Origin of the sequence: Collinsella sp. AF39-11AT (assembly GCF_003474585.1) — a bacterium.
Taxonomy (GTDB): Bacteria; Actinomycetota; Coriobacteriia; order Coriobacteriales; family Coriobacteriaceae; genus Collinsella.
Window position 1 is genome coordinate 29590 of sequence record NZ_QROG01000011.1, and the last position, 25454, is coordinate 55043.

16 protein-coding genes are annotated in these 25454 nt (G+C 62.1%); 13 read left to right on the plus strand and 3 right to left on the minus strand.

The features are described from left to right. Positions 1–8 precede the first annotated feature (8 nt). The 5 genes from DW037_RS06045 to glmM all read left to right on the plus strand — a co-directional run bounded on the left by DW037_RS06045 (position 9) and on the right by glmM (position 7975). A complete protein-coding gene (locus DW037_RS06045; protein WP_118372997.1) occupies positions 9–2246 on the plus strand; it encodes a DUF2357 domain-containing protein in 2238 nt (745 codons plus the stop codon). Further along, positions 2246–2956, plus strand: a complete 711-nt coding sequence (locus DW037_RS06050; RefSeq protein ID WP_117629006.1) for a signal peptidase I — start codon at positions 2246–2248, stop codon at positions 2954–2956. The genes DW037_RS06045 and DW037_RS06050 overlap by 1 nt, the downstream gene beginning before the upstream one ends. Before the next feature lie 125 nt (positions 2957–3081). After that, a complete protein-coding gene (locus DW037_RS06055) occupies positions 3082–4104 on the plus strand; it encodes a DMT family transporter (protein ID WP_199576951.1) in 1023 nt (340 codons plus the stop codon). A gap of 143 nt (positions 4105–4247) precedes the next feature. Next, positions 4248–6560, plus strand: coding sequence for a DUF4012 domain-containing protein (locus DW037_RS06060; protein ID WP_118372998.1), 2313 nt, complete (start codon positions 4248–4250; stop codon positions 6558–6560). An 83-nt stretch (positions 6561–6643) separates the two neighbouring features. Continuing rightward, a complete protein-coding gene (glmM, locus tag DW037_RS06065; protein WP_117759782.1) occupies positions 6644–7975 on the plus strand; it encodes a phosphoglucosamine mutase in 1332 nt (443 codons plus the stop codon). Between the two features lie 137 nt (positions 7976–8112). Here the strand turns inward: glmM and DW037_RS06070 are convergent, their stop codons facing one another. Continuing rightward, on the minus strand, positions 8113–9687 hold the full coding sequence (locus tag DW037_RS06070) for a carboxypeptidase M32 (protein WP_118372999.1): 1575 nt from the start codon (positions 9685–9687) through the stop codon (positions 8113–8115). 504 nt (positions 9688–10191) lie between these two features. Between DW037_RS06070 and pheS the strand changes: the two genes are divergently transcribed. The 6 genes from pheS (at position 10192) to DW037_RS06100 (ending at position 17801) form a co-directional block, all read left to right on the plus strand. Further along, positions 10192–11268, plus strand: coding sequence for a phenylalanine--tRNA ligase subunit alpha (pheS, locus tag DW037_RS06075; protein ID WP_055250566.1), 1077 nt, complete (start codon positions 10192–10194; stop codon positions 11266–11268). Positions 11269–11452: 184 nt separating this feature from the next. Continuing rightward, on the plus strand, positions 11453–13906 hold the full coding sequence (gene pheT / locus DW037_RS06080; RefSeq protein ID WP_118373000.1) for a phenylalanine--tRNA ligase subunit beta: 2454 nt from the start codon (positions 11453–11455) through the stop codon (positions 13904–13906). Between the two features lie 250 nt (positions 13907–14156). Further along, positions 14157–15242, plus strand: a complete 1086-nt coding sequence (gene cbiM / locus DW037_RS06085; protein WP_117790189.1) for a cobalt transporter CbiM — start codon at positions 14157–14159, stop codon at positions 15240–15242. Then, positions 15220–16056, plus strand: coding sequence for an energy-coupling factor transporter transmembrane protein EcfT (locus tag DW037_RS06090; RefSeq protein WP_117716610.1), 837 nt, complete (start codon positions 15220–15222; stop codon positions 16054–16056). The genes cbiM and DW037_RS06090 overlap by 23 nt, the downstream gene beginning before the upstream one ends. Before the next feature lie 46 nt (positions 16057–16102). Beyond that, positions 16103–16873, plus strand: coding sequence for an energy-coupling factor ABC transporter ATP-binding protein (locus DW037_RS06095; protein ID WP_233542283.1), 771 nt, complete (start codon positions 16103–16105; stop codon positions 16871–16873). A 79-nt stretch (positions 16874–16952) separates the two neighbouring features. Then, positions 16953–17801 carry a hypothetical protein gene (locus tag DW037_RS06100; protein WP_117716612.1) on the plus strand — a complete coding sequence of 283 codons (849 nt, stop codon included), beginning with the start codon at positions 16953–16955 and terminating at the stop codon, positions 17799–17801. Here DW037_RS06100 and DW037_RS06105 read toward each other — a convergent pair. Both DW037_RS06105 and pyk read right to left on the minus strand, forming a co-directional pair. Beyond that, positions 17798–18871 carry a hypothetical protein gene (locus tag DW037_RS06105; protein WP_124785840.1) on the minus strand — a complete coding sequence of 358 codons (1074 nt, stop codon included), beginning with the start codon at positions 18869–18871 and terminating at the stop codon, positions 17798–17800. The genes DW037_RS06100 and DW037_RS06105 overlap by 4 nt on opposite strands. A 421-nt stretch (positions 18872–19292) precedes the next feature. Continuing rightward, complete coding sequence (gene pyk / locus DW037_RS06110) at positions 19293–20753, minus strand: pyruvate kinase (protein ID WP_117637393.1); 1461 nt, start codon at positions 20751–20753, stop codon at positions 19293–19295. Between the two features lie 441 nt (positions 20754–21194). Between pyk and DW037_RS06115 the strand changes: the two genes are divergently transcribed. Both DW037_RS06115 and rsgA read left to right on the plus strand, forming a co-directional pair. Further along, a complete protein-coding gene (locus DW037_RS06115; protein ID WP_117637392.1) occupies positions 21195–23876 on the plus strand; it encodes a cation-translocating P-type ATPase in 2682 nt (893 codons plus the stop codon). 460 nt (positions 23877–24336) lie between these two features. Beyond that, positions 24337–25290: a ribosome small subunit-dependent GTPase A gene (rsgA, locus tag DW037_RS06120; RefSeq protein WP_199575496.1), complete on the plus strand. Its 954-nt coding sequence runs from the start codon at positions 24337–24339 to the stop codon at positions 25288–25290. Positions 25291–25454: the final 164 nt, after the last annotated feature.

Consider the following 25454-nt stretch of genomic DNA (forward strand, 5'->3'; position numbering starts at 1 on the left):
AGTAACCCATGTCCGAGACCATTCAGGACCTCTATACCAGCTTCTCCGAGCAGATGGAGCCCATCCAGGAGGACAGCCGCTACTTCCGCTATCTGTTTGAGATGGCGCAGGCCTCGGGCACCACGATCGAACAGCAGCGCGAGGAGCTCGTCAAGGTGGTGGACGAGGAATGGATCAGCATGATCGAGGACTCGCTCGACGCCATCAACACCATCATCGAAAAGCCGCGCCGCTTTATCACCACCGAGGAAGAGGTGGTGCCGGTCTCGCTCGCTAAAAAGATCAGCGCCGACAGCGTCCGTCATCTGAGCCAGAACACGCAGTTTTTGGCGCCGAGTGAGGACGGCGGCGTTCACCCTACGCGCATCCTCAACGTCAATACCGTCGAGACGTACGACCTGTACGAGAACCGCTTTATCTACCATCTGATTCAGCGCTTGCTGACGTTTGTGGATAAGCGTACCGACGTGATCTTTTGGTCGACGGGCAACGAGATCCGCAACCGCTTTAAGATGCACAGTAAGATCGACGACGCGTACGAAGAGATCGAGTACAGCGTGGAGATGACGGTCAAAAACCGTCAGAGCTTCGCCGAGAACGACGCTGACAACATGGACGTCTTTATGCGCATCGACCGCGTGCGCCGCCTGGTCATGGCGCTGCGCGGCGCGTCGTTCTGCCAGATCATGAACGGCTGCAGTGCGGTTCGCAGCCCCATTCAGCGCACCAACCTCATCATGAAAGACCCCAACTACCGCAAGTGCTACCAGCTGTGGCAGTTTATGGAGCGCTACGACAAGGTGGGTTACAACATCGACGTGCAGCAGCAGGCGCTGGCGTTCGACGACGAGTACATGGTGCAGATGTACACCAACCTCATCAACAACTACACCGTCTTTAAGAGCCTGACCGACGACGAGCGCAACCTGCAGGAGCTTGAGAGCGTGCAACACGCGCCGGTGGCGCCCAAGTTTATTAAAGAGATCAAGGAGGTGCAGGTCGATAGTCCCGACCTGACCGATGTTGAGGTTCGTCGTGTGTTTGTGGAGGAGGTCACGCAGGCCCAGCTCGATGCCGAGCAGGCGCTGGCCGAGGCCCGCGAGCAGATTGAGGAGCTCCAGGGGCAGCTGAAGTCCTGGAAAGTGCAGGCGCACGCGCTGACCGATGAGCGCGACGATCTGGTAGATGAACTGGACGAGGCCAAGACACGCGAGCTGGCGTTGACGCAGCGCGCACAGATTGCCGAGGCCGATGTCGAGGAACTGCGCGCCTCGCTGGAGGATGTCGAGGCCGGTAAAAAGGCTGCCGAGGATGCCGCTGCAGAAGCACGTGAGACCGCGGCGGCTCAGCTTGAGCGGATGCGCGCCGAGGCCGATGCCGAGGTCTCAGTCGCCCGCGCCGACGCAGATGCTAGGGTCGCGGCTGCCGAGCAGACTGCTGCCGAGCAAGTCGCGCGGGTCAAGAGTGAGTCTGCCGCAGCCTTGGCTGCCAAGACGGCTGCCGACGCTGCCGAGCTGCAGGCCGCCAAGGACGCCGCCGCAGCCGAGCTTGCCGGCGTGCGCGAGGCGTCTGCCAAGGAGCTCGCCGAGGTGCATGCCAAGCTGGATGCCGCCAAGTTGCAGATTGAGGAAGTGCGGCTGGCGGCCGAGCGCGATGCCCGTGCCGCGCAGGAGACTGCCGACGTCGCCGCGGCCGAGGCGGAGCAGAAGCTCGCCGACACCGTTGCCGCGGCCGAGGAGAAGGTTGCTGCCGCCCAGCAGGCCGCCGATGCTGCGATCGACGCCGCCCGTGCTGCCGCCGATTCTGCCGTTGAGCAGGCTACGGTGGATGCCAGCGAGAAGGTCGCCGCTGCCGCTGCCGAGCGCGATGCCACCGCGCGTGCCGCCGAGGAGGCTCGTGCCGACGCCGACGCGCGTATCGCTGCAGCTGAGCTCGAGGCAGGGGAGCGTATTGAGCAGGAACTCGCCGCCGCCAAGGCCGCGCACGAGCGCGAGCTCGAGGCCGCCCGCGCGGAGATGCAGCAGCGCTTGGCCTCGTTGGCGCACGAGCTGGAACAGGCCGAGCGCGATCGCGCCCGCGCCGAGCGCCGTGCCGAGGGCAACAGCCTGTCGCGCTATCTGCTGGCTCGCTTGCGCGGAGAGGCCGCCGAGGGCGATGTCGCCACGACCGTTGAGGGAGATGAGACCGACGTTTCGGCATCTGACGCCACTGACGTCGAGCCTTCCGCAAAGGACGCCGACAAGTGATGAAGCACGTGCTCCGCGTGATCAACGTGCTGGCGACCGTGGTGATCCTGGTCGCCTTTGTGGTGCTGCTGCGCACGGTGTTCACGCCCGCCGGCGAGATCCCCACCATCATGGGCTATGGCTTTATGCGCACGCTGACCGGCTCTATGGAGCCGGCGATTCCCGTGCACTCGTTTATCGTCGTCGATACCGACAACAGTCAGGCCTACCAGGTGGGTGACATCATCACCTTCCATTCGTCCGATGACGCGCTGGAGGGTTCACTCAACACGCACCGCATCGTTGCCGTGGAGGCCGCGGCCGACGGCACGCCGGTCTACCGCACCAAGGGCGATGCCAATCCGGTCGAGGACGCCGCGCCCGTGCCCGCCGCCGACGTGGTGGGCCGCGTGGTCTTTGTCTCGGCGGGGCTGGGCGTGGTGGTCTCGTTGCTCACCAATCCGCTGCTGTTCTTTCCGCTTATCGTGGTGCCGCTGATCGTGCTGCTGGTGCTCGAGATTCGCCATATGGTCAAGACAACGCAAGAGGTGGCACGCGCCGAGGACGAGGCCGCCCTGCGCGCAGCCGTGGAGCAGATTCGCGAAAAGCGCCGTCGCGAGCAGGAGGAGCAGGGCGACGCCGGTGACGAGGGCGATGCCGACGGTGGCCATACCGATGAAAGTGCGGAAGCCGATCCCGGCGCCCCAGGCGATTCCAACCGCTCGGCATAGCTCTTCGGTGCCTTTCGTCCCTGCAATTTGGATGCTCGTAGATGTTCCGAATCGCCCGCATTTCCGTATCAATATTCGTGCTACAGTTTGAGCGCTTTGTTGCCAATTGATTTCTGGGGAGTGGGATGGAACAGAAGCGCTCGGCGCAGTGTGCACGTGAAAGGGCTTCGGTACCGATGACGGCGGCGTCTGATTTTATCGTGCCCGAGGGGACTGACGAGCTGAGCCGCAGCACCCGCCGCGCATGGCGCGACCGCCTCAACGACGCCCAGGCGCGCAAGATGGCCCTGGGTACGCTCGCCGCGTTTGCCGGCGGTACGTTTTGGGGTTTTTCTGGCACCAGCGCCAGCTACCTCTTTGACGTGTGCCATATCGAGACGTTTTGGCTGATGAGCGTGCGCCAAGTTATCGCTGGCCTGCTCTTTATGTTCGTTGTGCTCAGAAAAGACCGCGACCGCTTGATCGAGCTGTGGACTACCCCCGCCGATCGCAAGCAGCTTATTCTGTTTACGATCTTTGGCCTGCTGTTCAACCAGCTTTGCTATCTGTCAGCCGTGCGCCTGACCAACGCGGGCACCGCGACTGTCTTCCAGTGCCTGCAGCTGGTGGTCGTCATGGGGTATGCCTGCGTCACCGCGCATCGACTGCCGCGCACGCGCGAGGCTCTTGGCATTTTGCTCGCATTGGGCGGAACGTTTTTGATCGCCACGGGCGGCGACCCCAGTACGCTCAACATCTCGCCGATGGGCCTGCTCTCGGGCCTTTTGTGCGCAGTGGGCGGTGCCTGCATAGCAATCATCCCTGCCGGAATCCTCAACAAATACGGTAGCCCGGTCGTCACGGGCTCGGCCATGCTTTCGGCGGGAATCGTGATGAGTATCTTTACCCAGCCGTGGGCGCATATGCCGGCGCTCGGCCCCTCGGGTGTCGGCGCGCTCGCGATATTTATTGTGGTGGGGTCGTTCTTCGCCTATATGTTCTACATGCAGGGCGTTAAGGAGATTGGCTCGGTGCGCGCGAGCCTCCTTGGAACCATGGAGCCGGTTTCGGCCACCATCACCAGCGCCCTTATGCTGGGAACGGTGTTTTTGCCCACCGACCTGGCGGGCTTTGCCATGATTATCGCGATGGTGTTTTTGACGGTGTAGCTGGCGCCAAGACGGAAAAGGCGTTGTGCCACATTTTCGCCAATTGATGTCCGTGTCTGGAGTTTAGCTGTCGATGCTCAAAATGCCATAAACTAGTAACGTTATGGACTTTTTCATTGCGACTCAATTGCGAGGATTTCTTTATGGCTGGTAATCACTTTAAGGGCAGCGATAGCGGCCGTCCTGCAGTTCCGCCGCGTCCGAACGGGGCTGGTAAGGCCGGCACGCCGGGCGGCGCTGGACGGGGCGGTTCCGGTAAGCGCGTGTCCCCGGGCGAGACGGCGATGTTTACCGCTCTGTACGAGCAGTCTCAAAAGGCAAAAAAGACCGGCCGTGCAAGAGGGAATGTCTTTGCGGGCGGTGCAACCTCCACGTCGCAGCCGAGCGGGGCTCCTTCGGCACCTGAGAACAATGCAGGTGCTGCCAACGCCGCGAATGCCGCCGGCAACGTTAATGCCGGCAAGGCCGCCAACAATACTCCCTCTGCCGGTGGCGCGGGGCTTACGGGTAACCTTGGCACGATTTACACCGGCGCCTCCGAGACTGGCACGTTCGCCCGCCTGGATGATAGCGGTGCTGAGTTTGCGGGCTCGGGTTCCAAGGAAGATTATTACGATTTTGGCTTGAACTACGGTAGCGACGCTTCGTCGAGTTCGACCTCTGACGGCCTGGTCCGTCATCGCCATCGCAAGGGCGAGCGCGAAAAGCGTCACACCGGCGCCATTATTGCCGCTGTGGTCGCGGTGCTTCTCGTTGCGCTTGGCGCAAGCGGCTTTATGCTGCTTAACTCGGCAAAGACCGTAAAGAGTGAAGCGAAGGAGGCCGTCGAGATTGTTGGTGGCCTTAAGGACAAGGTCACGTCGGGCGATTTTTCGACGCTGCCTGACGACGCGAAGAAGATCGATGAGCTCTGCGACAGCATGAAGGCGGAGACCTCGAGCCCGCTGTGGACGGCGGCTTCGTTTATTCCGGTGTATGGCAGCGACATCAACGCGGCCCGCACCATGATTGATGCCCTGTCCGATGTCTCGAGCAATGCGCTGGTTCCCATGGCCGATAACCTTTCCCAGGCCACGCCCGGCAAGCTGTTCCAGGACGGCATGATTAACGTGTCCGCGCTGCAGGCGGTCGCCGATTCGCTTTCCAGCAGCTCGAAGGTGTTCAAGAGCGCCAACGAGAAGATCCAGGGCATTGGCGATACTCATATTTCCCAGGTGACCGAGCTGGTCGATAAGGCCAAGGACGGCTTTGCCACCCTCAACGGCGCGGTTGACGCGGCGGAGAAGGTCGCCCCCGTCCTTCCCCAGATGCTCGGCGCCAACGGCCAGACGCGCAACTACCTTGTGTACGCCATGAACAACGTCGAGATTCGTGCCTGCGGCGGCTTTGGCGGTTCGCAGGGCCTGATTTCGGTCACCGACGGCCAGATGTCGATTGGCGAGTTTGTTCCCCGCATTGGACTCAGCGAGGATGAGGCGGTCGAGAGCGTCGACGAAGAGGATGAGGCGCTGTTCGGCAACCACAGTAACCTGTACAACTCGGGCAATACCTATTCGCCCGATTGGCCCCGCAACTCGCAGCGTGTAGCCGCGCTGTGGAAGTCCCAATATGGGCAGGACGTTGATGGCGTCGTCGGCATCGATCCTGTGTTCTTGCAGTACCTGCTGGGCCTTGTCGGCAATGTCTCGCTGCCCGATGGTACGGTCGTCGACGGTACCAACGCGGCGAAGGTTCTCATGCACGATGTGTATTGGAACTATCCGGTCGAGGAATCGGACGGCATCTTTGCGGCTGTTGCCAGCGCCGCCTTCGACAAGATTCTCGGTGGCATCGGTGACGTCGACGTTACAAAGCTTGTCGGTGCATTCGAGCGCGGTGCCGAAGAGGGCCGTCTGATTGCTTGGATGAGAAACGATGATGAGCAGAATGCCGTCAAAGAGACGGGCATTGACGCTTCGCTGCCCGATCCGGATGATCCGAGTGAAGATCCCGTTGCCGGCGTTTACTTTAACAACCTGAGCTTCTCCAAACTCGACTGGTACCTGAACGCCGATACGCAGATTGGTCAGGGCGTGAAGAACGGCGACGGCACGTGCTCGTATCGCATCACCGTTACCCTGACGAACATCATGACGCAGGAGGAGGCAGGCAAGCTGCCCGATTACGTCGCGGCGAGCGCGCCCGATGCCGCGCGCGACGACGAGCGTCTGAATGTCTCGTTGTTTGCCCCGACGGGCGGCAACATCAGTGACCTTACGGTTGAGGGCACCCAGTTTGGTCTTGGCGCCGCTACGTGGCATGGAATTCCCTTCTATTCGGGCACCGTTGACCTGCATGCTGGCGAGACGACGACGATCACGTATACGCTGACCACGTCGGCCGAGGCGGGGGACAAGCCGCTTACGCTGCGTCAGACTCCTACATGCCAGGCGGCTCGCGACAGCGCGTCGGCGTAGGGTTTTTCTGGTAGCGCAGATAATCGAGTACCATTTTGGGGCGGACAGGCAATCTGTTCGCCCCTATTTTGTAAGGAGAGCGCATGAAGTACTTTGGCACCGATGGCTTTCGCGGTGAGGCCAACGTTGGGCTGACGGTAGAGCACGCTTATAAGATTGGCCGTTTTGTGGGCTGGTATTACGGCGCTAACCGCGAGCGCAAGGCGCGCGTCATCGTGGGTAAGGACACACGCCGCTCGAGTTATATGTTCGAGGCGGCGCTGGTGAGTGGCCTGGTCGCGAGCGGTGCGGACGCCTATATGCTGCACGTGATCCCCACGCCGGGCGTAGCGCATCAGACCGTGGAAGGCTGCTTCGATTGCGGCATCATGATCAGCGCGAGCCACAACCCGTTTTGCGATAACGGCATTAAGCTCGTCAACAGCGACGGTTTTAAGATGGACGAGGACGTGCTGGAGCTCATCGAGGACTACATCGATGGCAAGAGCGAGGTGCCGCTGGCCACGGGCAACCACATCGGCGCCACGGTGGACTACATGCAGGGGCGCAACCGCTATATCGCCTCGCTCATTGCGAGTTCGAATTTTTCGCTACAGGGCGTCAAGATCGGTCTCGACTGCGCCAACGGCTCGGCGTCCTCGGTGGCCAAGCCGGTGTTCGACGCGCTGGGCGCCGACGTGCGCGTGATCAACGCCGCGCCCGATGGCTTTAACATCAACGTCGACTGCGGCTCCACGCATATGGAGCGCCTGCAGCGCCACGTGGTGGAGCAAGGCCTGGACGTGGGTTTTGCCTATGACGGCGATGCCGACCGCTGCCTGGCCGTGGATGAGCGCGGTCGCGTGGTAGACGGCGACCAGATCCTGTACGTGTGCGGCGTGTATCTGAACAAGCACGGTCGCCTTTCGGGCGGTACCGTGGTGCCGACGATCGCCAGCAACTTTGGTCTGGTCAAGTCGCTGGAGCTTGCCGGACTGAGCGCCGTGACCAGCGGCGTGGGCGACCGTCACGTGTATGCCAAGATGCGCGAGGGCGGCTACAGCCTGGGCGGCGAGCAGACGGGCCATACGATCTTTGGCGATATCGAGCGCACGGGCGACGGCATTATGACCTCGCTGCGCGTGATGGAAGTGATTCGTGCCGAGCGCGAGACGCTCTCGCAGCTCACGGCTCCGTGCAAGCTGCTGCCGCAGGCGCAGGTTGCCGTGCGCGTAGCGGATAAGGACGCCGCGCTCGAGAACATGGGCGTGCAGAACGCCATCGCCGAGGCCGAGACTGCGCTGGCAGGCGAGGGCCGCGTGCTCGTGCGCAAAAGTGGAACCGAGTCGGTGATTCGCGTTTTGGCCGAAGCGCCCGACCAAGCATCCGCCGATGCTGCCATGAAGCGCATCGCCAACGCGCTCGAGGCTCTGTAGTTACGCGGTTTTACCAAACCGCGTAACTGCTCGACGCTGCAAACGCCCCCAAGTGCCGGGTCTCTGGCTTAGATGAAAAAGGGGCGCCGCGGAACCAACCCGCGGCGCCCCCTTTGCGTTGGCGTGTCGCCTAAGCTTTACAGCTGATACAGCGTGGTGAACTTGTCCTGCAGGTAGCTGCAGTAGTAGCGGGCATCGAACGCCATGCCGCAGGCGCCCTTGATGAGCTCCGGCGCGTCCTTGGCGCGGCCCCACTGCCAAATGCGCTCACCCAGCCAGGCGCGGACGGGCGCCAGGTCGCCGCTCGCACAGGCGCCGTTAAGGTCGACACCGTCGCGGCACATGGCCGGCACAAACATGGCGTCGTAGGCGCTACCCAGCGCATAGGTGGGGAAGTAGCCAAACGAGCCGCCGCTCCAGTGCGTATCCTGCAGGCAGCCGTGCGTGTCGTCGGGAACGGGAATGCCCAGGTACTCGTTCATAAAGCGGTTCCAAAGCGCGGGGATGTCCTTGGCCGCAGCCTCGCCGGCAAACAGCATACGCTCAATCTGGTAGCGCACCATAATATGCAGCGGATAGGTGAGCTCGTCGGCCTCGGTGCGGATCAACGACGGCTGCGCGATGTTCACGGCGCGGTAGAGCGTGTCTTCGTCGACGTCGCCGTAGACCTCGGGCGCGTGACGACGCAGCACCTCGAGCAGCGGGCCCATAAAGGCGCGGCTGCGACCCACGGTGTTCTCGAAAAAGCGGCTCTGGCTCTCGTGGATGCCCATGGAGGTGCCGCCCTCCAGGCAGGTGCGCGCGTAGGCGGGATTGACGCCCAGCTCGTACATGGTGTGCCCCGCCTCGTGGATGATGCTGTAGACGTTGGAGATGCAGTCGTCCTCGTAGATGTGCGTCGCGATGCGCGCATCACCCACGGCAAAGCCCTCGCTAAACGGATGCTCGGTAAAGGCAAGCGTGGTGTCGTCCAGGTCCAGGCCGACAAGCTTCATAAGGTCGAAGCTCATGGCGCGCTGGGCAGCCTCGGGCACGTGGGCGTGCAAAAAGTCGGCAGCCGGCTGCTGGCCGCGCTCGCCGATGGCGTGCACGAGCGGCACGACCGTGGCCTTGACCTCGTCGCAAAACGCGTCGAAGCTCTTGGCGGAAAGGCCGCGCTCGTACTGGTCGAGCCAAACGTCGTATGGATCGCGCTTGGGGTCCATGAGCTCGGCCTGATGCTTAAGTTGGGCGACGATTCTATCCACATAGGTCTCAAAGCTCGCCCAGTCGTTGGCTGCCTTGGCCTTGCGCCACACGGCGTCCGCCTCGCAGGTGAGCCTGGTCCAGGCCTCGGCTTCTTCGGTGGGGATGGCACTGGCCTCACGTTGATCGCGGCCGAGCACACGGATCTCGTCGAGCAGCTGAGGGTCGTCGATTTTGCCGCCGGCGACGGTCTCGCGCGCTAACGAGCGTACGAGCTCAACGGACTTCTCGCTGGTCAGCAGCTTGTGATGCTCGCCGGCAAGCGTGCCCATGGCGTCGGCACGCGCTGCTGCGCCGTTGGCGGGGGCAATGGTCGCGCCGTCAAACTCGGCAATCTTGAGCAGGTACTCACGAGTCCACAGCTTGCCTTCGAGCTTGCGGAATTTTTTGACGGCCTTATCGACCTTCATGCCTTTGGATGTCTTGCCCGCTGCAGGCTCGGCCTTCTTATCGAGTTTCTTTCCCATACCATATCCTTGATCTCGTGAGCCGAGCGCTTCGGGTGGGCGCGCGGCCAGTTTGCACAGCTACCTGCCTTGTACCCAGTGCGAACAAAACGGAACGCGGCGATGCACACGCAGAATGTGTTATCCTATAGCCCAATGCGTTGACGGAGAGGGTTTTGCCCGCCGCGTCGCCGGCAAGAGAGGGAAGGTCATGGGCTGCGAGCCTTCCTGCGGTGACAAGGGCCAAGCGTTCACTCCCGAGCAGCGACCTCAACGGGCACGCGGCCAGCGGCGGCGAAGCCCCAGTAGGGAAGCCGTGAGCCTCGCGACAAGGGGCACAGAGTGGGCGCGGCGGGCCAGACATCCGCCGGGTCAAACAAGGTGGTACCGCGGAATTCAACCGTCCTTGGGCAATGCACATGCCCGAGGGCGGTTTTTTTGTTACCGAACCGGGCCGCACATCCGCAGCTCCGGGTGGCTCCAGCCGCCGCGGCAAGTGGATGCGCGAGAGACGAAAGGGAAGACATGAGTCTGATTGATGATCTGGTCAAACTCGAGGAAGAGGCCAAGGAGCTCGTCGCAGGCGCCGATGACGCCGCCAAGCTCGAGGCTGCGCGTGTTGAGCTGCTCGGTCGCAAGGGTCGTATCACCGGCTTGATGCGCATGATGGGCAAGCTCGCCCCCGAGGATCGTCCCGTGATGGGCAAGCGCGCCAACGAGATGCGCCAGCTGATCGAGGGCATGCTCGACGAGCGAAACACCGAGATGAAGGCCGCCGCCCTCAAGCGCGCACTCGAGCACGACGCCGTCGACATCACGCTGCCGGGCATCCGTCCGCAGATCGGCCACCAGCACCTGATCAAGCAAATCATCGAGGAGGCCGAGGACATCTTCTGCGGCATCGGCTACACCGTCGAGTCCGGCCCCATGGTCGACACCTCTTACTACAACTTCACCGCGCTCAACGCTCCCATGGATCACCCGAGCCGCTCGGCCCGCGATACCTTCTACGTGGTCGACAACAACCCCGGCAGCGTCGCGCACCCCGAGGCTCACGCCCACGGCGAGTCCGACGTGCTGCTGCGCACCCAGACTTCGGGCGTGCAGATCCACACTATGGAGTCGCAGAAGCCGCCCATCTACATGATCTGCCCGGGCACCGTCTACCGTCCCGACACGGCCGATGCCTGCCACCTGCCGCAGTTCAACCAGATCGAGGGCCTGGTCGTCGACGAGGGCATCACCTTTGGCGACCTGAAGGGCACGCTCGACTACTTTGTTAAGTGCATGTTTGGCGAGGATCGCAAGACGCGTTACCGCCCGCACTTCTTCCCCTTCACCGAGCCCAGCTGCGAGGTGGACGTGAGCTGCCACGTGTGCGGCGGCAAGGGCTGCAACTTCTGCAAGCACAGCGGCTGGATCGAGATCTTGGGCTGCGGCATGGTCGACCCCAACGTCCTGATCAACTGCGGCATCGATCCCGAGAAGTACACCGGCTTCGCCTTTGGCATTGGCGCCGAGCGCGTCGCGGCCCTGCGCTACGACCTGCCGGACCTCAGAACGCTCATGACAGGCGATATGCGTTTCTTGAATCAGTTCTAGGCTGCGGCTTGCCCAAGCACGGCACCTCGGCGCTCATTCGTCGCTTGCGTACCAAAGTACGCGGCACTCCTCTTTCGGGCCGATCTGCCGCACTTGGACAACCCTCGCTTTGTAAGGAATGTTCACAAAGTTGAAGTTTCCACCTGCATCTCTTCGCAGGCTTTCAGTATGAAAGGAGAGCTAGATGCGTGTTTCTTACGACTGGCTCAAGACCATGATCGATATTCCGGAGGATCCCAAGACCCTTTCGGACGAATATATCCGTACCGGCACCGAGGTCGAGGCGATCGACACCGTGGGCGAGTCCTTCGACTACGTGGTGACCGCCAAGGTGCTCACCAAGACCCCGCACCCCGATAGCGACCACATGTATGTGTGCTCGGTCGATGTGGGCGACAAGAACCTCGATGCCGACGGCAATCCCGCTCCGCTGCAGATCGTCTGCGGCGCGCAGAACTTCGAGGCCGGCGACCACATCGTCACGGCCATGATCGGCGCTGTCCTGCCCGGCGACGTCAAGATCAAGAAGAGCAAGCTTCGCGGCGTCGTGTCCATGGGCATGAACTGCTCTGCGCGCGAGCTCGGCCTGGGTGGCGACCACTCCGGCATCATGATTCTGCCCGAGGACACGCCCTGCGGTATGCCGTTTGCCGAGTACGTGGGCTCGAGTGATACTGTGCTCGACTGCGAGATCACGCCCAACCGTCCCGATTGCCTGTCCATGATCGGCATGGCCCGCGAGACCGGTGCCATTTTCGACCGCGATTTCCACGTGGAGCTGCCCGCCATCAAGGCGGAGACTGGCCGCGCGACCGACGACGGGCTTTCCGTCGAGATTGCCGACGAGGGCCTGTGCGACCGCTATGTCGCCCGCATCGTGCGCAACGTGAAGGTCGGCCCGTCGCCCGACTGGATGGTCAAGCGCCTTAACGCCCTGGGCGTGCGTCCGCACAACAACATCGTCGACATCACCAACTACGTGATGATGCTCACCGGTCAGCCGCTGCACGCCTTTGACCTGGACACCTTTGCCGAGCGCGATGGCCACCGTCGCGTGGTGGTTCGCGCCGCCCAGCAGGATGAGAAATTCACGACGCTCGATGGCGAAGAGCGCGTGCTCGACGCCGGCATGGGCCTTATCACCGACGGCGAGCGCCCCGTGGCGTTGGCCGGCGTTATGGGCGGCATGGATTCCGAGATCGAGGACGACACCGTCGACGTGATGGTCGAGAGCGCTTGCTTCAACGCCGGTCGCACCTCGCACACCAGCCGCGATCTGTCGCTGATCTCCGACGCCTCCATTCGCTTTGAGCGCCAGGTTGACGAGACTGGCTGCGTGGATGTCGCCAACGTTACCTGCGCGCTCATCGAGGAGATCGCCGGCGGCGAGGTTGCTCCCGGCTATGTCGATGTTTTCCCCGCGCCCAAGACCATCGACAGCATCAAGCTGCGCCTGGCCCGCGTGCATGCCATCTGCGGTGCCGACATCGAGCCCGATTTTATCGAGCGTTCGCTTACCCGTCTGGGCTGCACCGTCGAGCGCGACGGCGAGGACTTTATGGTTACCCCGCCGAGCTTCCGTCCCGACCTGCCGCGCGAGATTGACCTGATCGAGGAGGTCCTGCGCCTATGGGGCATGGGCCGTGTGACGGCGACCATCCCGGCTGCCAAGAACCACATCGGCGGCCTGACCCGCGAGCAGAAGCTCACCCGCAAGGTCGGCGAGATCCTGCGCGCCTGCGGCCTCAACGAGACCACGACCTTTGGCTTTGCCGCCCCGGGCGACCTGGAGAAGATCGGCATGCCCACCGAGGGTCGCGGCTGCCCCGTGGTGCTCATGAACCCGCTGGTGGCCGAGCAGACCGAGATGCGTCGTTCGCTGCTGCCGGGCCTGCTGCAGTCCGTGGCCTACAACGAGGCGCACGGTACGCCCAACGTGCACCTGTACGAGGTCGGCAGCCTGTTCCACGGTCGCGAGAACGCCAGCCTGCCCAAGGAGACCAAGTCCGTCGCGGGTGTGCTCTCGGGCCAGTGGAGCGAGCAGTCTTGGAACATGAAGTACCGTAAACTGCGTTTCTTCTTTGGCAAGGGTATCGTCGAGGAGCTGCTCGCCCAGCTGCGCATCGAGAAGGTTCGCTTCCGTCCCGTCGAGGGCGAGGGCTATGCCTTTTTGCAGCCGGGTCGTGCGGCCGAGGTTCTGTCCGGCGGCACCGTGCTGGGTTGGGTCGGCGAGATCCACCCCGAGGCGCGCGAGGCCTGCGGCATCGACGAGGTTGTCGTTGCCTTTGAGCTTGACCTGGACAAGCTGATCAAGGGCGCCCGCAACCAGGAGAACTACCGCGAGTTCTCGCAGTACCCGGCCGTTGAGCACGACCTTGCCATTGTGGTCGACAATGCCGTGACCTGCGAGGATCTTGAGCGCCGCATTACGAGCGCCGGCGGTAGGTTGCTCGAGGGCGTGCGCCTGTTCGACGTCTACCGCGATCCCATCCGCATCGGAGCGGGCAAAAAGTCCATGGCCTTTGCGCTTACGTATCGCTCCGACGACCACACGCTTACCAGCGAAGAGGTCGAGAAAGCGCACCAGAAGATTGTCACCAAGGTGTGCAAGGGCGTAAACGGCGAGGTCCGCGGCTAGGGCTTGCGATGGGGGGCGTAGGGCCTGATGGCGGTTGCTGCGGAGCTCTGCGCGACCGCGGTGTTCGGAATAAGGCATCGCTGACCCTGCATATATGACACGCGCATTACAAAACGGCGTGCTGCTTTTGTGGCGGCGCGCCGTTTTGCTATCATAGCCTGCGGCGTGTTACGAATCATCTAGCTCGTAACACTGATGAAATGGTTCAAGCGGCGCTGCAATCCCATGTGCCGGCAACCGGGAGGCGTATATGCACATTCCAGATAACTACCTGTCCCCGCAGACCGATGCCGTTATGGCGGTGGCGATGGTGCCCGTATGGGTTCACTGCATCAAGAAAGTGCGCGCCACGCTCGATCGCGAGCATATGGCCTTTCTGGGTATTTGCGCTGCGTTCTCCTTTTTGCTCATGATGTTCAACGTGCCGCTGCCCGGCGGCACCACTGGTCACGCCGTCGGCGGCGCGCTCATCGCGCTGCTGCTGGGCCCCGAGGCCGCGGCCATCGCGGTTTCGGTCGCGCTGGCGTTGCAGGCGCTGCTGTTTGGCGACGGCGGTATCCTGTCCTTTGGCGCCAACTGCTTTAACATGGCCTTCGTGCTGCCGTTTGCCGCTGCTATCGTGTTCCGTGCGCTCAACAGCCGTTTGCACGACAAGAGCTGGGGCACCTCGGTTTCGGCCATCGTAAGCGGCTGGGTCGGCCTGTGCCTGGCGGCCCTGTGCGCGGCGGTCGAGTTTGGTATTCAGCCCATGCTCTTTACTAACGCTTCGGGCGCGCCGCTGTACTGCCCCTTCCCGCTGTCCATTGCCATTCCGGCCATGATGATTCCGCATATGTTGGTTGCCGGCGTGGTCGAGGGCGTGGCGACTGCCGCGATCTACGGCTTTATCAAGAAGACGGCGCCGAGCGTTATCGTCGGGCCCGAGGCCGTCGATGGCCAGCTTGCTGCCGAGGGCACAACCGCCAAGAAGACCTCGCTGGTCCCCACGCTCATCCTGGTCGCCGTGCTTGTCGTGGCTACGCCGCTCGGCTTGCTTGCCACCGGTGACGCCTGGGGTGAGTGGGACGCCGAGGGCGCCGCGATCGCCGTTCAGGAGGCTGGTGACGACAGTCTGCAGGCTTCGGTCGGTCTCGACACTCCGACCTTTGCCGATGCCCTGCCCACGGGCGATTATCTGCAGGCCTATTCCGAGGAGCAGGGCCTTGGCTTTGCCGGCCAGGCCGCGATGTATATTCTTTCGGGCGTGATTGGCGTGGCGGTGCTCACCATCGCATTCCGCCTGGTCTCGCTGACGGTCAAGGAAAGCGGTGCTCATGGCAATAGCCGGGCTGCCTAGTTGGCTTGCGGCCGAGGAGCGATACGAGCCCGCGGGGGCTCGGCATCGTGTGATGCAAAAGAACGTCCTGCACCTGGCGAGCCTGCTTGAGCGGGTTCGCCTGGGTGGAGGCGCGAACAAGGGCGGGTCGATGGTCGACCGCGCCCTTTCTTGCGTTTCGGCTCCGGTGCGCCTGTTAGGGATGTTCGTTTGCGTCCTGTGCGTGTGTCTGACGCAAAGCCCGCTGTACCTGATGTTGATGGCGGCGATCGCGTTGGTGCTCGTTGCCGTGCGCCCCGTACGCGGGCTGCGCGCTACCTTTGTGCCGGCGTTGGCTGCCGCGGGGTTTGCCGTGGTTCTGGCGCTGCCTGCCCTGCTGCTGGGTGCTTCTGCCTCGGGCGCCATGCTCAAGATTGCACTCAAGACGTTCATTAACGTGTCGCTGGTGCTGGGTGTTTCGTGGACGCTCACCTGGAGCCGCATGTCGGCGGCGCTTAAGATGCTGCACCTGCCCGACGAGGTCATCTTTACTTTCGATATGGCGCTCAAGCATATCGAGGTGCTGGGACGCACAGCGCACGATCTGTGCGAATCGGTCATGCTGCGCAGCGTCGGTTCCGCGCCTGCGGGTTTTTCGCGCACCGACTCGCTGGCGGGTATCATGGGCATGACGTTTATCAAGGCGATGGAGTGCAGTCGCGCGATGGACGAGGCTATGCTTTGCCGCGGCTTTGCCGGCGTGTACCCGGCGCCTGCACGCGCCGGGTTTGGCTGGCGCGATGCGGTCTATGCGGCCGGCGTGGTTCTGCTCGCCGTGTTGTGCGCGGTGCTGTAGGCGCTGCTGGTTCCGGCTGGGGATGCAACTAGGGAAGGGCGACGTTTTGACGATCGATATGAATAGTGCGGCGGGCACGAACGGTGCGGGCGGCGCCGAGGCCACGCCGCTCATCGAGCTGCGCGACGTGGTGTTCTCCTATGCGGGCCATACGGTTGTCGATGGTGTGTCGCTGCAGGTCGATCGTGGTGAACTCGTTGCCCTGCTCGGTCCCAACGGCTGCGGTAAGACGACGATTATGCGCCTTATTAACGGCCTTGAACTCGCGGACGCAGGGGCATACCTGTTTGACGGGCACGCGATCGACGCGGCGTTTCTAAAGGATTCCGCGGCCGCTCAGCGTTTTCATCAGCGCGTAGGTTTTGTGTTTCAAAATGCCGACGCCCAGCTGTTCTGCGCTACGGTGGGCGAGGAAGTTGCTTTTGGTCCCGCGCAGATGGGGCTGCCGGCAGACGAGCTCGAGCGCCGCGTGCGCGATGCCATGGAGCTGTTCCAGGTTGCCGATCTGGTCGATGCCTCGCCCTATCAGCTCTCGGGCGGGCAAAAGAAGCGCGTGGCGCTGGCTGCCGTCGTGTCGATGAACCCCGATATCCTGGTGCTCGACGAGCCTACCAACGGACTTGACGAGGACTCGTGCGACATCGTGGTCAACTTTCTACTGGCCTATGTTGCTGCCGGTAAGACGGTCTTGATGAGCACGCACCATCAGGAATTGGTACGACGCCTGGGTGCCCGCGCCATCTATATCGATCGATATCACCATGTGGTCGAGGCGCCGGTGTCTTCGTATGGAACCGAGAGCGGCGCTGCGGAATAGTTGCTGCGTAGAGCGTGCGTAGCGGCCCGCGCGGCTTTGCCGTGATGGTATAGTTATCCAGGTTTTTATGGGGGTGGCTATGCCAAGCTGGAACATTCATATCGCTCAGACGGAGCGTTTGCTGGAGTGCACCGGCGCGCTTGCCAATAGCGTGCGCGACCGCAATGCCTTTTTGTTTGGCTGCGTGGTTCCGGATATCTTCGTGGGCTATATGGTCCCTGGTATCGCTGATCCCATTCCGTATCGCATTACGCACTTTGCCAAGCCCGAGCCTATCCCTAAGCCTCGTGAGCATGAGTTCTGGGATACCTATGTGGCACCGTTGCTTAAAAGTTCGCCCACCGGTGCGCCGGCCGCGGCGACCTCGATTATCGAGGAACGCGAGCGACTGAATCGCGTGCACTATCCCCAGCGCTACAGGGATGCCGAGCCGGTTGTCGGTCCCGGCGCCTGTGAGTTCTCGCTTGCGTCCGAAGATGTGGCGCAGTCGTTGCTCGATTTAACGCTGGGCGTCTGGTCGCATCTGGTGGCCGATACCGTATGGAATACGCGCGTGAATCAGTACCTGGAGGCGCACGGCGGCAAGCCGTGCGAGGAATTCCGCATTAAAAAGCAAGGTGACTTTGACTGGTTTGGTAAGACGCTCGGCATTGTTTCCATCCCGCGTGCGACCGATCGTCTGTATACTGCGGCGATGCGTTTTGGGCAGTATCCCATCCATAAGGAGTATGTGCTCAAGACCATCGGCGTTATGCACGAGATTGTGCGCGAAAACCCCGGTGAGCCCGATCATCCGCCATACCGCCTGCTAACTGAGGAGTTTTTCGATGCAACGTTTACCGAGGTCATCGAGCTGACCGAGGTGGGCTTTGCGACTCGCGTTGCCGCTTCTGACGTCCCCGCAGTCCCTCTGATCACTAGCTGCTAGCTGGCCGGCTTGACGGCGAACAGCTCATCCCAATCGACCAATAGCTCCCGCCGCAGGGCATCTTCGGTGGTGCGTTCCTGATCGGTCTTTGGGATGTAGGGGAGCCCTGCCTTTTTATGGATGAGTTCGGCGATGTTGTTAAAGCTCTTCGTGTCTTTGATTTGCTCATAGGTTATCTGGATAACGTCATAGCCCATGCTTGTGAGGGCGGTGGTGCGCTCGGCATCGGAGAGACTTGCGGCTTCGCCATCGTGGGCGGAGCGGCCTTGGCATTCCAGGATGACGCCCATGCTGTCGGTGTTGCTCTCGATGAGGATATCGGCGTAGCAGCAGGTTTTGTCATACAGTGAGCGCGCGGCGTCGCTGAGTGGGATGCGCACGTTGTTTGCGATGTTGATACCCATGCCGCCCTCGTTGCGGGGGAGCGAGACAAGTATGGAGGTCTGTACTTCGAAGGGCGAGGCGGTCTGCCCCGTCATGTGCTCGGCCGCCCAGCGCAGTTGTTTAACGCCGCGCAGGCCTGCAGCCTGCTTGGCGAACGCGGCGATATCCGCCGCGCTGAGGAGCGGCGGGCGCTTCCACAAATTGGTGTCATTGCCCTTGGTGTCGACAACACGCTCCCAACCGCAGTTGGGTGGAATGAGCTTAAGCGAAATGGCTTCATCGAGTTGTTGTTGCGTTCGCTCGCAGGGCGTAAACACTGCAAAGGAGCCGCACATCTCGTAGCAAGCCATGAGTAACTGGTTGCGTGAGACCTGCGTGGCAAGGCTGAGCAACGTAAACTCGGGCGACGTGACATCAAATCCATGTTCAGTTTGCCTAAACGACCCGGGAGGCGGCTCTTGGGTCAGGAGGTGCGATTTAAACAGGCTTCGCGACCCGGATTGTACTCGAGTGAATACAAGCCTGTGAAGCGGTGCGTGAAGCAGGTCTTTTACAACTGCATGACTTCCGAGGCCGCAACATCTGCGATCCATATTGCCAAGGCTAATGGCGGGGTAAAGCCCTAATACCTGCGGCGGGATACGGTGATAGTAAAAAGCGGATTGACCGCATAGCGTCAGGTCCATGATATCCTCCTGGTCGAAATGTGCTTTTGGACCGTGCGATGCCAGCGTCAATTCGGAAGTATGCGGCAAAATCTGAACCCTGTGAGCAGACCTGGCTTTTGAGGCCAGTTTATCAGGCATTTTGTTGCGAAAAAACGGGGTGTGCTCGGAGGTCTCAGAATTTGCCGCATACTTCCGAAAACGCGGTCGATCTGGCTCTTGCTAAAACGATTTAGCAGCGTCGGGTAAGGTGTGGTTTCGCCATCGGGCGAACACTTTTAGCGCTTGGGACTTTATTTTTGGGCCTCGAAAGGTGGATTTCGCGCTTTTGGTAAAGAAATGGGTGCGTGTTTTGCCGTGTGCCGGCATTGACACAGAAAAAGGGCCCGGAAGGCAATGCCTTCCGGGCCCTTTGCAATGCAAATCTGCTTGCAAGTACGATTTAGCGGACCTGAGCGACGTAAGCGACGTTGGTCGAGGAGACCTTGTCCTCGAGCTGGACGCTCATGCGGGGATCGCCGGCGGTAGCGACGGTCAAATCGCCAGCCTCGACGTAGCCGAGCTCCTTAGCGGTCTCGATCGCCTTGACGATCGTGCCGTTGACGGTGCCCTGGGTAATCTCGGCCTGGTGCGGGATAACGCCCCAGTACATGATCATCTGCTGGACGGCCCACTCGTGGCGGGAGAACGCGCAGATCGGCATGTTGGGACGGAAGTGCGAGATCAGGCGTGCGGTACGACCGGTTGTCGTCGGCACGGTGATGCACTTGGCGCCAACGGTGGTGGCCATGTTCACAGCGGACATACCCACAACGTTGTTGACGACGCGGGTGCCGTGAGCGTCGGCCGGAACCTCGAGCGGAGCGTGGGCCGGGAGGTACTTCTCGGTCTCGAGAGCAATGCTGGCCTGCATCTTAACGGCCTCGACCGGGTACTTACCGGCAGCGGACTCGCCAGAGAGCATAACGGCGTCGGTGCCGTCGTAGATGGCGTTAGCAACGTCGGCAACCTCGGCGCGCGTCGGGCGCGGGTTCTGCTGCATGGAGTCGAGCATCTGCGTAGCGGTGATAACGGGCTTGTAGGCCGCGTTGCACTTGGCGATGATCTCCTTCTGGATGTGCGGAACGAGCTCGGGCTTGATCTCGATACCCAGGTCGCCACGGGCGACCATGATGCCGTCGGAAGCCTCGAGGATCTCGTCGAAGTTCTCGACGCCCAGGGCGCACTCGATCTTCGGGAAGATCGTCACGTGCTCGCCGCCGTTCTCGCGGCAAAGCTTGCGGATGCCACGGACGGACTCGCCGTCACGGATGAAGGAAGCGGCGATGTAGTCGATGTTCTCGGTCAGGCCAAAGAGGATGTCCTGACGATCGCGCTCGGTGATGGCGGGCAGCGAGATGTTGACGTTGGGCATGTTGACGCCCTTGCGCTCGCCGATCAGGCCGTCGTTCTTAACGACACAGGTCATGTCCTGGCCACTGACGGACTCGACCTCGAGGGCAACCAGGCCGTCATCGATCAGGATGAGGGAGCCCTTCTCGACCTCGGAAGGCAGAGCCAGGTAGTCGAGGGAGATGTGCTCAGCGGTGCCGTGGAAATCCTCGGACGTGGGCTGAGCGGTGACGACGATCTTATCGCCGGTCTTGACGGCAACCTTCTTGCCGTCGACCAGAAGGCCGGTGCGGACCTCGGGGCCCTTGGTGTCGAGCAGGATGCCGACGGGCAGACCGAGCTCCTTGGAAATACGGCGGACGCGCTCGATGCGACCGTGGTGCTCGTCGTAGGAGCCGTGCGAGAAGTTAAAACGGGCGACGTTCATGCCCGCCTTGATCATCTCGCGGATGGTCTCGTCGCTATCGCAGGCGGGACCCATGGTGCATACAATCTTAGTGCGCTTGTACATTCAGACCTCCATCTGACATCGTCTTGCGCTGATAGATAAACCATAAGAAATAAAACCGTGTTGATTATAACGAAATGCTGACCGAATACCCCATAAAATCGACCGTATGCCGAATTAGAAGTTCATTTTTTGCGGGATAAACGGTATATGAGAAAATTTACCAACCGCTCTAACCGCTGCTATCTGGGCGATATGTCAGTTTGGCGATGTGCCGAAGAAAAAACGTTTTACCAATGTTGAGCATCACACGGTCTGCACCGTTGCGTGCGGACCATATTTCCAAACCGATTGTTTTGGCTAGACGCGTCGCTTTGGGGTACCATAGCTCCACTATCAACTGCCGCTCAGCACGGCAGCCTTGATGAGCCCTTGCCCTTCTCCTGGGAATTATGATCGGGCATCAATCTGCTGAGTGGCCCGAATCCCAGGAGGGGACTCTATATGCAAAAGGAATACCTGTCCGCCGCGGCGGAGGTGCTCAGCGACCAAGGTGTCGATGAGAACCTCGGCCTGAGCAACGACGAGGCGTCTTCGCGCCTCGCCAAGACAGGCCCTAACAAGCTCGAGGAAGCTGAGAAGACGCCGCTGTGGAAGCGTTTCTTTGAGCAGATGGCCGACCCCATGGTCATCATGCTGATCGTTGCCGCCGTCATCAGTGCGCTCACGGGCATGGTCAAGGGCGAGCCCGACTTTGCCGATGTTGCCATCATCATGTTCGTCGTTATCGTCAACTCGGTGCTGGGCGTGGTCCAGGAAGCCAAGAGCGAGGAGGCCCTCGAGGCCCTGCAGGAGATGAGTGCGGCGCAGTCCAAGGTGCTGCGCGACGGCAAGCTCGTGCACCTGCCGAGCGCCGAGCTCGTGCCCGGCGACGTGATCATGCTCGAGGCGGGCGACTCCGTTCCGGCCGACTGCCGCGTGCTCGAGAGCGCCACGATGAAGATCGAAGAGGCCGCGCTCACCGGCGAGTCCGTGCCCGTCGAGAAGCATGCCAACGTGATCGAGCTCGCCGCCGGCACCGACGACGTGCCGCTCGGCGACCGTAAGAACATGTGCTATATGGGCTCCACCGTCGTGTACGGCCGTGGTCGCGCCGTCGTGGTCGGCACCGGCATGAACACCGAGATGGGCAAGATCGCCGGCGCCCTGGCCGAGGCCAAGGAAGAGCTCACGCCGCTGCAGGTGAAGCTCGCCGAGCTCAGCCGCATCCTCACCATCATGGTGATCGTCATCTGCGTCGTCATCTTTGGCGTTGACATCCTCCGCCACGGCGTGGGCAACGTCCTTACCGATCCGACTGCCCTGCTCGACACCTTTATGGTTGCCGTCTCGCTCGCCGTCGCCGCCATCCCCGAGGGCCTTGTTGCCGTCGTGACCATCGTCCTTTCGCTTGGCGTGACCAAGATGGCCAAGCGCCAGGCGATTATCCGCAAGCTCTCTGCTGTCGAGACCCTTGGCTGCACACAGACCATCTGCTCCGACAAGACCGGTACCCTTACCCAGAACAAGATGACCGTCGTCAAGCACGAGCTCGCTGCGCCCAAGGAGAAGTTCCTGGCCGGCATGGCGCTGTGCTCCGATGCTCAGTGGGACGAGGAGCTGGGCGAGGCCGTGGGCGAGCCGACCGAGTGCGCGCTCGTCAACGACGCCGGCAAGGCTGGCCTCACCGGCCTGACTGCCGAGCATCCGCGCGTGGGCGAGGCCCCGTTCGACTCGGGCCGCAAGATGATGTCCGTGATCGTCGAGACCTTGGATGGCGAGTACGAGCAGTACACCAAGGGCGCGCCCGACGTGGTGATCGGCCTGTGCACCCATATCTACGAGGGCGAAAAGGTCGTCCCGCTGACCGAGGAGCGTCGCGCCGAGCTCGTGGCCGCCAACAAGGCCATGGCCGACGAGGCTCTGCGCGTGCTGGCGCTGGCAAGCCGCACCTACACCGAGGTCCCGAGCGACTGCAGCCCCGCTGCGCTCGAGCACGACCTGGTCTTCTGCGGCCTGTCCGGCATGATCGACCCGGTCCGCCCCGAGGTCGCCGAAGCCATCCGCGAGGCCCACGACGCTGGCATTCGCACCGTCATGATCACGGGCGACCACATCGACACCGCCGTGGCCATCGCCAAGCAGCTGGGCATCGTCACCGATCGCAGCCATGCCATCACCGGTGCCGACCTCGATCGCATGAGCGACGAGGAACTCGACGCGCACATCGAGGACTACGGCGTGTACGCCCGCGTCCAGCCCGAGCACAAGACACGCATCGTCGAGGCTTGGAAGTCGCGCGACCAGATCGTGGCCATGACGGGCGACGGCGTCAACGACGCCCCGTCCATCAAGCGCGCCGACATCGGCGTTGGCATGGGCATCACCGGTACCGATGTCACCAAGAACGTCGCCGACATGGTGCTTGCCGACGACAATTTCGCCACCATCATCGGTGCCTGCGAAGAGGGCCGTCGCATCTACGACAACATCCGCAAGGTCATCCAGTTCCTGCTTTCGGCCAACCTTGCCGAGGTCTTCTCGGTGTTTATCGCCACGCTCATCGGCTTTACCATCTTCCAGCCGGTGCAGCTGCTGTGGGTGAACCTGGTTACCGACTGCTTCCCTGCGCTCGCGCTGGGCATGGAGGACGCCGAGGGCGACATCATGAAGCGCAAGCCGCGCAACGCCAAGGATGGTGTCTTTGCCGGACATATGGGTCTGGACTGCGTGGTCCAGGGCCTAATCATCACCGTGCTGGTGCTGGCGAGCTTCTTTGTGGGCGTGTACTTTGACATGGGCTACATCCACATCGCCGATATGATCGCCGGCAATGCCGACGAGGAAGGCGTGATGATGGCGTTCATCACGCTCAACATGGTCGAGATTTTCCACTGCTTCAATATGCGCAGCCGTCGTGCGTCGCTGTTCACCATGAAGAAGCAGAACAAGTGGCTGTGGGCTTCCGCCGCTCTGGCACTGGTGCTGACGGTGATCGTGACCGTGCAGCCGACGCTTGCCGAGATGTTCTTTGGCCCTGTGACGCTTGAGCTCAAGGGCGTTCTTGCCGCGCTGGGCCTGGCCTTCCTGATCATCCCGTTGATGGAGATCTACAAGGCGATCATGCGCGCGGTGGAGAAAGAGTAACGTACCTGTCCGGGCCCGCCCGCCTGCGGGGTTTCTTCTTCGCTGGTCCTCGCGCTTCGCGCTGCGGGATCACTCAGAAGAAACCCCTCCCGGCGGGCGGGCCTTCGGATAACCTCTCGGGACCGTAAGCTGAGGGAAAGTGTGTGAGTCGGTCGAGCATTTGCTCGACCGACTCTTTTTTGTGGGAAAATACCTGCTCAGTTGTGATTTATGGTGCTGGGAGGCGCTTGTGGGCAAGGCTAAGGCTAAAGCGAAGAAAAAGACGACGGGGGCGCGGGCTAAGCGTGACCGTCGTCGGAAGCTTGCGACCGAAGCCCCCGCGTCTGCCGAGGAGTTGTTGACGAGCGTACCGGGGCTCGATGCGTTGCAGGATGTTCCGGCGTTTGACGATCTGCCGGTTGATGCCGCCCAACGGGCAGCCTTCGATGATTTTTGCGCGCAAGCCGAGGAACCCGAGCAGATGCAGTTGGGCGCCGTGGTGCGCCTGGACCGCGGGTTTCCGCTGGTGGCGACTGCCGATGACACGTTTCGTGCCGAGCATGCCGTGGGGTTTGCCAAGTCGCGCGGCGAGGACGAGGTCCTGCTGCCTGCCGTGGGCGACCGTGTGGCGGTGCGCCGCGCTCCCGGGCACGATATGGGCGTGATTGAGTGCGTGCTGCCGCGCCGTACGAGCTTTGAGCGTTGGCGTGGCCGTGCCCGCGGTGAGCGCCAAGTGCTCTGCTCCAACGTTGACAGCGTGCTGATCGTGCAGGCGCTCGGCGCCGGCGAGGTGCTGCTCGATCGCGTGGCGCGCTCACTGGTGTTGGCGCTCGATTGCGATGCCGAGCCGGTGGTGGTGCTCACCAAGGCCGACCGCTGCGATGCCGAGGAGCTCGAGCGCGATCTGGACCGCGTGCGCCGCCTGGTGGGTCCGGACGTGCGCGTGATCGTGACGTCCTCTGCCGAGGGCCGCGGCCTGGACGAGGTCCGTGCCTGCGTGCCTGCCGGGAGCTGCGCCATGATTCTGGGCGAGTCGGGTGCCGGCAAGTCGACGCTGCTCAATGCGCTGCTGGGCCACGATACGTTGGCGACCGGCGGTGTGCGCGAACGCGACGACCAGGGCCGTCACACTACCGTCGCGCGCGTGATGGTGACGCTGCCGGGCGACGCCGGCGTGATCGCCGATGCCCCGGGCCTGCGCAGCCTACCGCTCGTGGGTCACGAGCGGGGTCTGGCGCGCGCCTTTCCCGAGATTGTCGAGGCATCGCGTGCGTGCCGGTTTGGCGATTGCACGCATGTCCATGAGCCGGGTTGCGCCGTTCGCGAGGCCGAGGACGCCGGGCAGATCGACAGCCTGCGTCTGGAAACGTTCCAAAACCTGGCGTCATCCATGCGCGTGAGCGCTCAAATGCTCGATCCCGATGTCCATCTGTAATTGATTTTTCCTATGACAGCCGTCTCCCAACTGTTCGGGAGGCGGCTTTTTTGCTGCGGAAAAGCCTCGAAACATGCAGTTTGCTGACGTGCTGACCAAAACCTTGCCACGAGCTTGACGGGCTGGTCAGCTTTTGGTCAGCGATTGGTTTGACATCGAAAACC